This is a genomic window from Bradyrhizobium sp. 22, from assembly GCF_000482425.1.
GTDB lineage: Bacteria > Pseudomonadota > Alphaproteobacteria > Rhizobiales > Xanthobacteraceae > Bradyrhizobium > Bradyrhizobium japonicum_B.
In genome coordinates, this window is the sequence record NZ_KI519399.1 from 1,599,617 (window position 1) to 1,612,861 (window position 13,245).

Annotated in this window: 11 protein-coding genes; 7 read left to right on the forward strand and 4 right to left on the reverse strand. The window is 66.4% G+C overall.

From position 1 onward, the window contains the following. Positions 1-5: 5 nt before the first annotated feature. Positions 6-1,142 (reverse strand): GGDEF domain-containing protein, encoded by a 1,137-nt coding sequence (locus K410_RS0108940; RefSeq protein WP_028134528.1) that lies wholly within the window; start codon positions 1,140-1,142, stop codon positions 6-8. 176 nt (positions 1,143-1,318) lie between these two features. On the opposite strand from K410_RS0108940, the gene K410_RS0108945 reads away from it, so the two are divergent. The 3 genes from K410_RS0108945 (at position 1,319) to K410_RS0108955 (ending at position 5,921) form a co-directional block, all read left to right on the forward strand. Beyond that, on the forward strand, positions 1,319-2,194 hold the full coding sequence (locus K410_RS0108945) for a dihydrodipicolinate synthase family protein (protein WP_028134529.1): 876 nt from the start codon (positions 1,319-1,321) through the stop codon (positions 2,192-2,194). 165 nt (positions 2,195-2,359) lie between these two features. Beyond that, positions 2,360-3,466: a S1C family serine protease gene (locus K410_RS0108950; RefSeq protein ID WP_028134530.1), complete on the forward strand. Its 1,107-nt coding sequence runs from the start codon at positions 2,360-2,362 to the stop codon at positions 3,464-3,466. 130 nt (positions 3,467-3,596) lie between these two features. Further along, positions 3,597-5,921, forward strand: a complete 2,325-nt coding sequence (locus tag K410_RS0108955) for a xanthine dehydrogenase family protein molybdopterin-binding subunit (protein WP_028134531.1) — start codon at positions 3,597-3,599, stop codon at positions 5,919-5,921. Between the two features lie 201 nt (positions 5,922-6,122). Here the strand turns inward: K410_RS0108955 and K410_RS0108960 are convergent, their stop codons facing one another. The 3 genes from K410_RS0108960 to K410_RS0108970 are packed head-to-tail and all read right to left on the reverse strand — an operon-like array spanning position 6,123 to position 9,334. Continuing rightward, positions 6,123-7,319 (reverse strand): acyl-CoA dehydrogenase family protein, encoded by a 1,197-nt coding sequence (locus K410_RS0108960; protein ID WP_028134532.1) that lies wholly within the window; start codon positions 7,317-7,319, stop codon positions 6,123-6,125. A 15-nt stretch (positions 7,320-7,334) separates the two neighbouring features. Continuing rightward, entirely contained in the window at positions 7,335-8,474 is a 1,140-nt protein-coding gene (locus K410_RS0108965) for an acyl-CoA dehydrogenase family protein (protein ID WP_028134533.1), read from the reverse strand. 5 nt (positions 8,475-8,479) lie between these two features. Next, the gene (locus K410_RS0108970; RefSeq protein ID WP_028134534.1) at positions 8,480-9,334 is read right to left on the reverse strand and encodes an enoyl-CoA hydratase; all 855 of its coding nucleotides are present in this window, start codon (positions 9,332-9,334) and stop codon (positions 8,480-8,482) included. A 271-nt stretch (positions 9,335-9,605) separates the two neighbouring features. Here K410_RS0108970 and K410_RS0108975 point away from each other — a divergent pair, with 271 nt between their 5' ends. From K410_RS0108975 to K410_RS0108990, 4 genes are all read left to right on the forward strand, one after another. Then, complete coding sequence (locus K410_RS0108975; protein ID WP_028134535.1) at positions 9,606-10,214, forward strand: LemA family protein; 609 nt, start codon at positions 9,606-9,608, stop codon at positions 10,212-10,214. Positions 10,215-10,417: 203 nt separating this feature from the next. Then, positions 10,418-11,311 carry a TPM domain-containing protein gene (locus tag K410_RS0108980; RefSeq protein ID WP_028134536.1) on the forward strand — a complete coding sequence of 298 codons (894 nt, stop codon included), beginning with the start codon at positions 10,418-10,420 and terminating at the stop codon, positions 11,309-11,311. Positions 11,312-11,316: 5 nt separating this feature from the next. Beyond that, positions 11,317-11,814: a TPM domain-containing protein gene (locus tag K410_RS0108985; protein ID WP_028134537.1), complete on the forward strand. Its 498-nt coding sequence runs from the start codon at positions 11,317-11,319 to the stop codon at positions 11,812-11,814. Between the two features lie 400 nt (positions 11,815-12,214). Continuing rightward, positions 12,215-13,177 carry a hypothetical protein gene (locus K410_RS0108990; RefSeq protein ID WP_028134538.1) on the forward strand — a complete coding sequence of 321 codons (963 nt, stop codon included), beginning with the start codon at positions 12,215-12,217 and terminating at the stop codon, positions 13,175-13,177. Positions 13,178-13,245: the final 68 nt, after the last annotated feature.

The following is a 13,245-nucleotide window of genomic DNA, read 5'->3' on the forward strand; positions in this document are numbered from 1 at the left end:
GTTGTTCAGCCTGCCGCGCGCTGGATGCCGGCGTATTCGTCCGACCAGACGCAACGTCCGCCTCCCGCACGCTTTGCCGTATAGAGCGCACGGTCGACCCGTTCCAGCAACTGCGAGGCCGAGCCCGCAGTGATGGTCCCGGTACTGACGAGAATGCCGGCGCTTGCGCCAATGCAGACCGGAATGTCCGTCAGCAGGAACGGCATCGACAGCTCGCCAATGGCCTGACGTGCCAGCGCGAACGCCTCCTCACGACCGGCTTCGCCGGCCCTGACAGGCCGGAGCATCATGAATTCGTCGCCGCCAAAGCGTGCCGCGATGCCGGTGTTGCCGACGCACGACGCCAGCCGCTCGGCCACTTGGCGCAGCAGATCGTCGCCGGCCTGATGGCCGTGACGGTCGTTGATGGGCTTGAAGCCGTCGAGATCGATGGCGACGATCGCGAAATCGCTGCGCGTCTCGGCCAGGGCTTGGAAAAACGCGGCGCGGTTCGGCAATCCCGTGAGAAAGTCGTGCGTGGCCTGCCGCGCCAGCCGATGCTTGGCCTCGACGCGCTCGACGAACGCGGCAGACAGGTGCTTGGAGGCCTCGCGCAGGGTCAGCCAGAAGAACACCAGCATGATCGCGCCGATCTTGTAGGCAAATTCGGGTCGGAGCAGGCCGCCGACGATCGTCGGCAGCAGGAGGATGGCGGCCGTGTTCAGGATGATCCAGGGGCGGATCGCGGCGCGCGAGACCATGCCGACGCAGAACGACATCGAGAGGCCGAACGCGATCCACGCGCCTGGGTCGTCGTCGAGCTCGAGCGCACGATAGGAGAGCAGGCCTAGCGCAAGGCCGAACGCCGACGCGCCGGCGCCGTAGAGCCGCTCCCAGCGAACCACGTCTGCGTCCGACAATTGCGTGGCGCGAGCTTTATAGCGAAGCAGGGAATAGACGCGGGCGGCCGCGGTGACGAAGATTAATCCCGAAATGATGGCATAGCCTATGTCGCCGCTCATGGCCGTCAGCGCCACGGCGCCCGTTACAGATGTCACGCCGATGGCGGACACTTGCGGCAATGACGTGTACAGGAGATCGACGAGCTCGCGCCGGATGCGCGGATCGGGATGCAGATACCTGGACAGCATTGTGAGAGGCATGCGGGCACCATCGCCATCACTCCCTAATACGGAGTAGGGCGATGGGCGCGGCATCATGGCCAGTTCGCAACATCCTTAAGAACTGGTCAATGCCCGCCTTGCTGGCGATTTCCTCACATGTTAGCAGCGGTCAACGGGGTCTTTGGCGGGCTCCGATGCTTGGACCATCGACCGACATGTCCGAATTCCACGGCGTCTTCCCCTATCTCGTCTCGCCCGTCGATGCCGGCGGCAATGTGCGCACCGAAGTCCTCGGCAGGCTCTGCGACGACCTGATCGGCGCCGGGGTGCATGGGTTGACGCCGCTGGGCTCGACCGGCGAGTTCGCCTATCTCAATGCCGCACAACGCGTCTCCGTGGTGCAGACCACGATCGAGGCCGCGCAGGGCCGCGTGCCGGTGATCGCCGGCGTCGCCTCGACCTCGACGGCGGACGCGGTGGCGCAGGCGAAGGCCTACCAGAAGTCTGGGGCCGACGGCATCCTCGCGATCCTGGAAGCCTATTTCCCGCTTACCGATGCCCAGGTCGAATCCTATTTCCGCGCCATCGCGGATGCCGTCGACATTCCCGTCGTCATCTACACCAACCCGCAATTCCAGCGCTCCGATCTCACCCTCGACACCATCGCGCGCCTCGCCGAGCATCCGCGCATCGGCTACATCAAGGACGCCTCGACCAACACCGGCCGGCTGCTCTCGATCATGAACCGCTGCGGGGATGCCTTGCGGGTGTTCTCGGCCTCCGCCCATATCCCGGCCGCGGTGATGCTGATCGGCGGGCTCGGCTGGATGGCAGGCCCGGCCTGCATCATTCCGCGCCAGAGCGTTGCGCTCTACGAGCTCTGCAAGGCCGGTCGCTGGAACGAGGCGATGGTGCTCCAGCGCAAGCTGTGGCGCATCAACGAAGCCTTCGCGCGCTTCAACCTCGCCGCCTGCATCAAGGCCGGGCTCGCGATCCAGGGCTACGATATCGGCGACCCCGTGCCGCCGCAGGCACCGCTGACCGCCGAGGCGCGCAAGGTCGTGGAGATGGCTTTGCGCGAGCTGACATAGCGCTTGCCACGCGGCAATTTGCCCCGGCGACCTGTCGGGAGCAAAATGGCTCTTACCTGACAGAGAAACTTCCGTGCGCTTGCGGCGTTGCCGCGTGAGCGACCTCTGTCGCCCACGCATGTGCATCTCAGAGCCCGCATCCAGCACAAGATACGGTGATCACCCATGAACCGTCGCTATGCGATTGCCGCGGCAGTCTTCGCCGCCCTGCTGCTCGCCGTCACGGCCGCGAAGATCCTGCATGTCCCGATCTCCTATGTCCCGTGGGCGGCGCCGTCCGCGCGCGCCATCGAGCAGCGCGGGCCGCTGTCGGATGGCGAAAAGGCGACCATCGATATCTTCGAGCGCGTGTCACCCTCGGTCGTTCAAGTCGCCGTGAAATCGGCCGCCAGTCCTCTCATGGGCGACGAAGGCCAGGGTGGCGGCGGCGCGTCCGGCACGGGCTTCGTCTGGGACCGCGAGGGTCATCTCGTGACGAACAATCACGTCGTCGCCAATGGCAGCGAGATCGCCGTTCGCTTTGCGTCGGGAGAGGTCGCGCAGGTGGACCTCGTCGGCAGGGCCCCGAACTACGATCTCGCGGTGCTGCGGATCCGCAGCGTGCGCGAGCTGCCGGCGCCGGTAGCGCTCGGCAGCTCGAGCGACCTGAAGGTCGGTCAATCCGCCTTCGCGATCGGCAATCCGTTCGGGCTGGATCAATCGATGACCTCTGGCATCATCAGCGCGCTCAAACGCAGGCTTCCGACCCATGGCGGCCGGGAGATCGCCAACGTCATCCAGACCGATGCCGCGATCAACCCCGGCAATTCAGGCGGTCCCTTGCTGGATTCCGCAGGCCGTCTGATCGGCGTCACGACCGCGATCATCTCGCCGTCCGGCTCGAACGCCGGCATCGGCTTCGCGGTGCCAGTCGACGTCGTGAACCGGATCGTCCCCGAGCTCATCCGCAACGGCCGGGTGCCGACGCCCGGCATCGGCATCGTGGCGGCCGGCGAGGATGTTGCCACCCGGCTCGGCGTCGAAGGGGTAATCGTGGTGCGGACCGCCCCCGGCAGCCCGGCGGAGCGGGCGGGCATTCGCGGCGTCAACTTTTCGACGGGAGCGGTCGGAGACATCATCACCGCGGCCGAAGGCAGGCCGGTGCGGCGGCTCTCCGACCTGACCGACGCGCTGGAGCAGGCCGGGGCGGGGAAGACCGTCCGGCTCACGGTCAAGCGCGGCTCGGACAGCCGTGACGTGAATGTAGGCATCATCGATATCGACAGGTCCTAGCCGGCCGATCCGTAAGCAGCCGCAAGGGGTTCGGAGGCGCATTGCTGATGTGCCGGGGCTCGGTTGTCTGGCCCGCAAAATCCGCTAAAACCGCCGCGGTCGTTTTTGCGGATTTCGAGGACACAGCGGAATGAACATTCTTCCCGGCAATTTGCGTTTCGGGGCGGGGCAGCCCGTCAAGCGTTTGGAAGACCAGCGGCTGCTGACTGGGAAGGGACAGTTCATCGACGACAAGCCGGCCGACGGCGCGCTGTGGCTGCACGTGCTGCGCTCGCCGCACGCCCACGCCAGGATCGTCTCGATCGACACTACCGCCGCGGCCGCGATGCCCGGCGTCACCGCCATCTATACCGGCGCCGATCTCGTCAAGGACGACATCGGCGCCATCCCGACCCTGAACATCTTCAAGCGCCCCGACGGCAAGCCGATGACGGTGCCGCCGCGCCGGCTGCTGGCCCATGAGGTTGTGCGCTATGCCGGCGAGGCCGTCGCCGCGGTGGTGGCGTCCTCGCGGGTGGAGGCGCAGAGCGCGGCCGAAGCGATCGTGATCGAGTACGACGTGCTGCCCGCGGTGGTTGACCCGGTCGAGGCCGTCAAGCCCGGCGCGCCCGTGGTGTGGCCGGAGGCGCCCGACAACATCGTCGGCGCGATGTCTTACGGCGATGCCGCCAAGGTCGACGAGGCGTTCGCCAAGGCGGCGCACATTGTCGAGCTCGATCTCGTCAGCCAGCGTCTGGTTCCTTCCGCGATGGAGCCGCGCTCGACCATCGCCGAGATCGACAAGAAGACGGGGCGCCTGCTGCTGCACGTGCAGTCGCAGACGCCGGCCTCGACCCGCGACGTGCTGGCGGAAGCCGTGCTCAAGCGTCCCAAGGACAGCGTCCGCGTCCTGGTCGGCGACATCGGCGGCGGCTTCGGCCAGAAGACCAATCTCTATCCGGAAGACGGCATCGTCGCCTATGCCGCGACCAAGCTGAACAAGAAGATCCGCTGGCGCGGTGACCGCACCGACGAGTTCGTCGGCGGCACCCATGGCCGCGATCTCACCTCGACGGCGTCTTTCGCGCTGGATGAGAAGGGCAAGGTGCTGGCCTATCGCGTCAAGTCGATCGGCTGCACCGGCGCCTATTCTTCCGGCGCGGCCAACATCATCCCGCTGGTGCTCGGGCCGTTCGTACAGACCGGGGTCTACGATCTGCCGCTGGTGCATTTCGAGGTGCAGTCGGTGATGACCCACACCGCCCCGGTCGGCGCCTATCGCGGCGCCGGCCGTCCCGAGGCCGTCTTCATCGTCGAGCGCCTCTTTGACGCCGCCGCGCGCAAGATCGGCATGGATCCGCGCGCGATCCGCAAAGCCAATTGCATCAAGCCGACGCAGCTGCCGTACACCAATGCCGCCGGCCAGGTCTACGATTCCGGCGCCTTCGCGCACATGCTCGACCGCGCCGTGAAGCTCGCCGACTGGGACGGCTTTGCCGCGCGCAAGAAGGCAGCGAAAAAGAAGGGCCTGCTCTACGGCCGCGGGCTCACCTCCTACATCGAATGGACCGGCGGCCGCGCGCATACCGAAAAGGTCACGTTGCAAGCGACCTCGCAAGGGCGGGTCGTGCTGCATTCCGGCACCATGGCGATGGGCCAGGGCTTGCAGACCACCTACACCCAGATGATCTCCGACACGCTCGGCATCCCCATGGAGAAGATCGACGTGGTGCAGGGCGACACCGATCTCGCCACGGGTTTTGGCAGCGTCGGCTCGCGCTCGCTGTTCGTCGGCGGCACGGCGGTCGCGGTTTCCTCCAACGATCTGATCCAGAAGGCGCGCGAGAAGGCGGCCAACGTGCTGGAGACCTCGATCGAGGACATCGAGTACCAGGGCGGCATGCTCACCGTGGTCGGCACCGACCGCCGCATCAGCCTGTTCGATCTCGCCGAGAAAGAGAGCGGCGCCAAGCTCAGCGTCGATTCCGAGGGCGAGGTGGACGGTCCGAGCTGGCCGAACGGCACCCATATCTGCGAGGTCGAGATCGACCCCGAGACCGGCGTGTCCAAGGTCGTGCGCTACACCACGGTCGACGACGTCGGCGTCGCGGTGAATCCGATGCTGGTCACCGGACAGATCCATGGCGGCGTCGCGCAAGGCATCGGCCAGGCGCTGTATGAGGGCGTGTCCTACGACGCCGACGGCCAGCTGCTGACCGCGAGCTATCAGGATTATTGCATCCCGCGCGCCGACGACGTGCCGCCGATCGTGGTGACGCTGGATGATTCCGCGCCCTGCCGCACCAATCCGCTCGGCGCCAAGGGCTGCGGCGAATCCGGCGCCATCGGCGGCCCGCCCTGCGTCACCAACGGCGTGATGGACGCACTCGCCGAGCTCGGTATCACCCAGCTCAACACGCCGCTGACGCCGCAGAAGGTGTGGCAGGCGATCCGGGACGCGAAGGCTGCGGGATAAGTGCGGGTCATTGTTGCGCAGTCTACTGCGCCAAACTCAACTCGTCGTCCCGGGGCGCGCAAAGCGCGAGCCCGGGACCCATAACCACAGAGAGTGGTGTTGTGCGAAGCTGGTGACTGAGTCCCTGTAACCACATTCGCCTGTGGTTATGGGTCCCCGCCTTCGCGGGGACGACACTGAGGATGTGGCCCCTGTTCGTCCTCAAATCCCCAGCATCATCTTCGCGATGATGTCGCGCTGGATCTCCGAGGTGCCGCCGAAGATGGTGTAGGCGCGGCCGTTGAGATATTCCGGCACCGTCGTCAGCATCTCCTCAGGGATCGCTGGCTCGTGGTTGAGCTTGTAGAGCGGGCGCATCGGCTCGACGTGAAGCGCGTCGTGGCCGATCACGTCGACGCCGAGCCGCGTGACGGCCTGGCGGATCTCGCTGTTGCGCAGTTTCAGGATCGAGGACACAGCGCCGGGATTTTGCCCGGTCTGCAGCGCCGAGAGCACGCGCAGCTCGGTCATCTCCAGCGCGTCGATGTCGACCTCGACCTCGGAGATGCGCGTTGCGATGTCGGGGCTGTCGATGGCGCGTCCGGTCAGGTCCGACTCGGCAAGGTCCGCGATCGCCCTCAAGCCCTCGCGCAACTTGGCCGAAGCGATGCCGGCCCCGCGCTCGAACTCGAGCAGATACTTGCCGTAGGTCCAGCCCTTGCCTTCCTCGCCGACCCGGTTGGCGACGGGCACGCGCACGTCGTCGAAGAACACCTGGTTGACCTCGTGGTCGCCGCCGATGGTGAGAATGGGACGGGTGGTGATGCCCGTCGTCTTCATGTCGATCAGGATGAAGCTGATGCCGTCCTGCTGCCTGGGACCGTCGCTGGTGCGCACCAGCGCGAACATGCGGTTGGCATGGTGCGCGTGCGTGGTCCAGATCTTGGTGCCGTTGATGATGTAATCGTCGCCGTCGCGCACGGCGCGCGTCTTCAGCGAGGCGAGGTCGGAGCCTGAGCCCGGCTCGGAATAGCCCTGGCACCAATAATCCTCGCCGGAGAGAATCCGCGGCAGGTAGAAGTTCTTCTGCTCCGGCGAGCCGAAGCCGATGATGACCGGCCCGACCATCTTCACGCCCATCACGTTGACATTGGGCACGCCGGCCCGCGCGCATTCGGTCTCGAAGATCCAGCGTTGCGCCGGCGTCCAGCCCGGCCCGCCATATTCGACCGGCCAGCCCGGCGCACCCCAGCCCTGGGCGTGCAGCGCGCGCTGCCACGCCTTGCCGATGTCGGGGTCGGAGAACACCGAGGGCGTCAGCGCGGTCGCGCGCTTCATCTCCTCGGTGAGATTCCTGGCGATGAAGCCGCGCACCTCGCTCTGGAAGGCGCGCTCCTCGGCATTGAAACTGAGGTCCATGAGGCTCTCCCGGTGTCAGGCCTTGCGGCCGAGTTCGGCGTGGCGGGCATAGTGATGCGCGCTGCCGCCGAACAGCGTGTCGAAGGCGACGAGGCGCTTGAAATAGGCGCCGACCTCCAGCTCCTCGGTGACCCCCATGCCGCCATGGAGCTGGATCGACTGCTCGCCGACGAAGCGGGCGCATCTGCCGATCTTCGCCTTCGCGCCCGACGCCGCCCGGGCGCGCTCGGTCGGCGCAGCATCCACCTTCAGCGCGGCGCGCAGCGCCATCGAGCGCGCCTCGTCGACCTGTATGGCCATGTCGGCGAGTCGGTGACGGATGACCTGGTTGGCCGAGAGCGGCCGGCCGAACTGTTTCCGGATCTTGGTGTATTCGAGCGTGGTGTCGAGCAGCGTCTGCATGACGCCGACGGCTTCGGCACCGAGCGCGGCCATGGCGCGGTCGACGGCCCATTCGATCGCCGGCAGCGCGTCGTGGCCGTCGCCGAGCAGGGCGTCTTCGGGCAGATGCACATCCGACAGCTCGATGTTGCAGGCGCGCCCGCCGCCGAGGCGCGCATAGTCGGAGATCGCAAGGCCCGGCGCGGTTGCCGGCATCGCGAACAGGCCGATCCGTCCCGAAGGGCCATGATGGTCGTGCATGAGCGCAGAGACGATGATCTCGTCGGCGGCATGGCCGTCGAGCACCGCGATCTTGCTGCCGGACAGGCGCCAGCCTTGTGCCGTCTTGGTCGCCGATGTCGCGACCTTGGCGAGATCGAACCGTGCCGCCCGCTCGGAATGCGCGAATGCGAGCTTCAGTGATCCGTCCGCGACCTTTGGCAGGCTCGATTGCTTCTGCTCATGGCTGCCGCATCTGGCGATCAGTGCGGCGCCCAGCACCACGGTCGCGACATAAGGCTCCGACACCAGCCCGCGGCCGAAGGCCTCCATCAGGATGCCGATCTCGACCGCACCGCCACCGAGCCCGTCGAATTCCTCGGGCAGCGGCAGCGCCAGCCAGCCGAGCTCGGCGAACTGCTTCCACACCGCGGGACTGAAGCCGAGCGGATCGTTCGCCATCCTGCGGCGGTGAGCGGCATCGTAGCTTCCGGCCACGAAGCGCTCCGCGCTGTCGCGCAGCAGCTTCTGCTCGTCGCTGAGATTGAGATCCATGTTGTCTACTCCGCCGCCGCCGGCGGCTTGCGCACGGAAGGATGCAGGCCGGAGGGATCGACGATCATGCCGAACTCCTGAAGATTGTGGGCGTGGCAGAGCTGATGCAGGGCAAAGGCCTGATCGATCGCGGCGGGCTGGCCCATCACATCGACCGAGCGGTTGACGGCTTCCTTGGTCATCTTCAGCGCGAAGGACGGCTTGGCCGCGATCCGGCGCGCCAGCTCCAGCACGCGCGATGAGAGCTCCGCGCGCGGCACGACCTGGTTGACCATGCCGAGCTGGTGCGCCTCCTGCGCGCTCCAGCTGTCGGCGGTGAACAGGAATTCCTTGGCCTTGCGCGGGCCCAGCTCCCAGGGATGCACGAACCATTCGACGCCGCAGACGCCCATGGTGACGACGGGGTCGCAGAACTGCGCGTCGTCGCTGGCGACGATGAGATCGCAGGCCCAGGCCAGCATCAGCCCGCCGGCGATGCACTTGCCGTGCACCTCGGCGATGGTGGGTTTCGCCAGATTGCGCCAGCGCCGGGTGATCTGGAGATAGATTTCCTGCTCGCGCGCGAAGCGGCCATGGGCGTTCGGCTCGGCGAAACCGCCCCAATTTCCGATCGGCGGGAAATCGACGCCGGCCGCATTCTTGCCGCCGGGGCGCAGATCGTGGCCGGAGGAGAAGTGCGGGCCATTGCCGGCGAGAATGATCACCTTGACCGCATCGTCCTGCACCGCCGCGTCGAAGGCGGCGTTGAGGTCGTAGGTCATCTGCAGGTTCTGCGCGTTGCGCGCCTCGGGCCGGTTCATCACGACCCGGGTGATATCAGGCTCGGGCCGCTCCACGAGGATGGTCTCGAACGAGGTCATCGCGTTCCCTCTGACGATTTTCGTCTTGTTGCGGGGAGTTGACTATGTCGGCCCGTGCGAGGCAAGAGGCTTGCGTCAGTCGGCTGGGGCGCGCTCATCCATGCCGTCATTCATTCCGGGGCGCGAAGCGAACTATGGTGCGCAATTTCGCACCTGAGAATCTCGAGATTCCGGGCTCGATGCTGCGCATCGCCCCGGAATGACGTTGGGATGCTGGCGTCTTGCGGGTCTCATCTGGTAGTTTGCGCCAGATTCCACCGGGAGAAATTTAATGCGCAAGATCCTCACCGTGCTGGCGGCGCTGGCCTCGCTAAGCCTCACCAATTGCGGCTACAACGCTATCCAGAGCGAGGACGAGCAGATCAAGGCCGCCTGGTCCGAGGTCGTGAACCAGTATCAGCGCCGTGCCGACCTCGTGCCCAATCTCGTCAACTCGGTGAAGGGCTTTGCGCAGCAGGAGAAGGACGTGCTGCTCGGCGTCACCAACGCACGCGCCAAGGTCGGCAGCATCCAGGCGACGCCCGAGGTGCTGAACGATCCGGCCGCCTTCCAGAAGTTCCAGGCGGCCCAGGGCGAGCTCTCCAGCGCGCTGTCGCGGCTTCTGGTCGTGACCGAAAACTATCCGCAGCTGAAGTCCGACGCCCTGTTCAAGGATTTGATGTCGCAGCTGGAGGGGACCGAGAACCGCATCACGGTAGCGCGCAACCGCTACATCAAGTCGGTGCAGGATTACAACGTCACCATCCGCTCCTTCCCGAGCAACCTCACCGCGATGGTGTTCGGCTACAAGGAGAAGCCGAACTTCTCGGTCGAGAACGAGAAGGCAATCTCGACCGCGCCGAAGGTGGATTTTAACACCGCTCCCGCGCCGTCGAAGTAGCGGCGCGTCCGACTCAGATGCGAGCCCAACCCACCACTGTCATTCCCCGCGAAAGCGGGGAATCCAGTACGCCGCGGCCCCTCCGGATCCCGCTGGCGTCTCTGGAATACTGGATCGCCCGGTCCCGGCTTCGCCAAGGCTACGCCGAGGCTCACACCGGTGCTCGGCGCGCCGAAGCTTCAGCGAAGGCGGCAAGCCGGGCGATGACAGCGAGAGTGTGGTCGGCGCTTGCGGTCATCGCGCTGCTGCTCACCTTCGCGCTCCCAGCATTCGCCGACGTCGCCGTCCCGGAGCTCACCGGTCGCGTGGTCGATCAGACCGACACGCTCTCCAGCAGCGACATCGCCGCGCTGTCGCAGAAGCTGCAGGACTTCGAGAGCCGCAAGGGCAGCCAGATCGCGGTCCTGATCGTGCCGACCACGCAGCCGGAGACGATCGAGCAGTTCTCGATCCGGGTGGCGGAGGCCTGGAAGATCGGCCGCAAGAAGGTCGACGACGGCGCGATCCTCGTCGTCGCCAAGGGCGACCGGCACTTGCGCATCGAGGTCGGTTACGGCCTCGAAGGCGCTCTGACCGACGTCACGTCGCGGCGGATCATCGATGAGGTCATCACGCCGAAGTTCAGGGCAGGCGATTTCGCCGGCGGCATCTCCGATGGCGTCGACCGCATGATGCGGGTGATCGAAGGAGAGCCCTTGCCGTCTCCCTCGCGCACCGCGAACTTCGCCCACAATCTGGACGACCTCGTGCCGGTCTTCGCCGTGGCGCTATTTGCCTCGATCGGCGTGGGCGGCTTCTTCCGGGCAATCCTGGGACGGCTGCTCGGATCACTGGTGACCGGCGGCATCATCGCGGCGGTGACCTGGGTCATCCTCGGCTCCGCAGCGCTCGCCGCCGCCGTCGGCGTCCTCGGCTTCATCATCGGTTTCATCGCCGATCTGTTTTCGGCGATCACGCCGGGCACCGGCCGCTCGCGCAGCGGCTCCTGGTCGAGCGGCTCGTCGGGAGGCGGCTGGAGCAGCGGATCGTCGAGCAGCGGCGGGTTCAGCGGCGGCGGGGGCAGTTTTGGCGGCGGCGGCGCCTCGGGGAGCTGGTAGCGGTCATGAGCATCAAGCGCATTGCCAGACATCTCGTGCAGTATCATTGGCGGGCAAGGCAGATCTTTCCGCCAGACGTCCTCGCCCGCATCGAGCAGGCGATCAGGCGCGGCGAAGCCACCCATTCCGGCCAGGTCCGCTTCGTGGTCGAGGGCGCGCTCGACGGCGTGCCGCTGTTTCGCAACCAGCCGGCGCGGGCGCGTGCGCTCGACGTATTCTCGCACTTGCGCATCTGGGACACCGCGCACAACAACGGCGTCCTGATCTATCTCCTGCTCGCCGATCGCGACGTCGAGATCATCGCCGATCGTGGCATCGACGCGAAGGTGGGCGCGGCGGGCTGGGAGAGCATCTGTCACGCCATGGAGGCGGAGTTCGCCTCCGGCCAGTTCGAGCGCGGCGTCATCGGCGGCATTGAAGCGGTGTCGCGCGAATTGGCGCGGCATTTTCCGCCGCAGGCCTCACCCGCCAACGAGCTGCCGGATGAGCCGGTCGTGATGTGACGGACTGTGATGTGAGGGACGGGTGCTGCCTGCTGCGTCATTGCCAGCAGCCCTTGTGACGAAGCAATCCAGACTACCTCCGCGGAAGGATTGCTGGATTGCTTCGCGGAGCCTGTCATCGGGCCGCGCTTCGCGCGGACCCGTTGGCTCGTAATGACGATGTGGCTAGAGCGGGCGCTCGATCTATCACCGGCGCGTAGCCTCATTCCTGCGCCGTTCATCTTGGCCCGGTTACAAATTGTTTCACGCCCGCCACACCGGTTCCATTTTCCCGGCCTAATTCGGCCCCGGATAATTTCCTAAAACTTCGGTAAGCGGGTCCCAAGGTAAGGATTTCGCAAGCAATGAAAGTTACCAAAAGGTCAATCCAGAGCGGAGTATTTGAACCGTGAGCGAACCAATGGCTGAGCAGGCTGCCCAGGACAACAGCGTCGTCGAAGCCGAGACGACCGCGCCGCGGGCTGTCGAGGCTGCCGGGATCGACGCCCCCTCGATCGCGCCTGACCACGAGGCGCCGCCCAAGCCGGATCCGGTCGAGCCGCCGAAGATCGAAGCGTCGAGGATCGAGCTGCCGAAGGTCGAAGCCAAAGCCGAGACCAAGCCCGAGCCGAAGCCCGGCAAGCTCATCGTCATGGCGCCCTCGGAGCGCAGCTGGGACCGCGAGGATTTTGCTCCGCATATGAAGGCGGACGCGCAGCGCGAGGCCGGCGGCAAGCGGCGCCTGTCGGCGATGGCCGCGGTGGTGGCGATCGCAGCCGGTGTCGGCGCGATCAGCGGCGCGCTCGCAACCGCCGGCATGATGCATTTCGCAAGTCCCGCCCAGGCACCGGTGCAGGTCACCGATACCAGCGCGCTCGATGCTTCGGTCGCGCGGATCGATGCCGATCTCGTCGCGCTGAAGGCCAATGTCGAGCACAGTTCGAAGACGGGCCTCAGCCAGTTCAATCGCGCCAACGACCGTCTCGACAAGCTCGAGAAGGCGCAGGCCGAGCCGCTCGCCAGGATCGCAAAGCTGTCGGAAGCGGTCGACAAGCTGCGCGTCACGCCGCCCGCGCAGGCTGCCGCAGCTCCGGCGCCCGCGAAGGAGATCACCGGCTCGGTCGCTCCGACCCAGGTTGCGACCGCCGCCGCAGCGGCTCCGGTGGCTGCCGCCCCCAAGCCCGAGGTCGGCCGTCTGCCGACGATCGAAGGCTGGCGGCTGCGCAACGCCGGCAATGGCGGCGCGCTGATCGAGGGCCGCGACGGTCTCTACGAGGTCTATCCCGGCGACCCCATCCCCGGCGTCGGTCGCGTCGATGCGATCCGCCGCCAGGACGGCCGCTGGGTGGTCGTCACCAGCAAGGGGCTGATCGTCGCACGCTGAGCGTCTAGTATCCGACTTCGAAGAGGCGCTTCACCAGCATTCGAGGCGCCTTTTTGCTTGAATAGGCA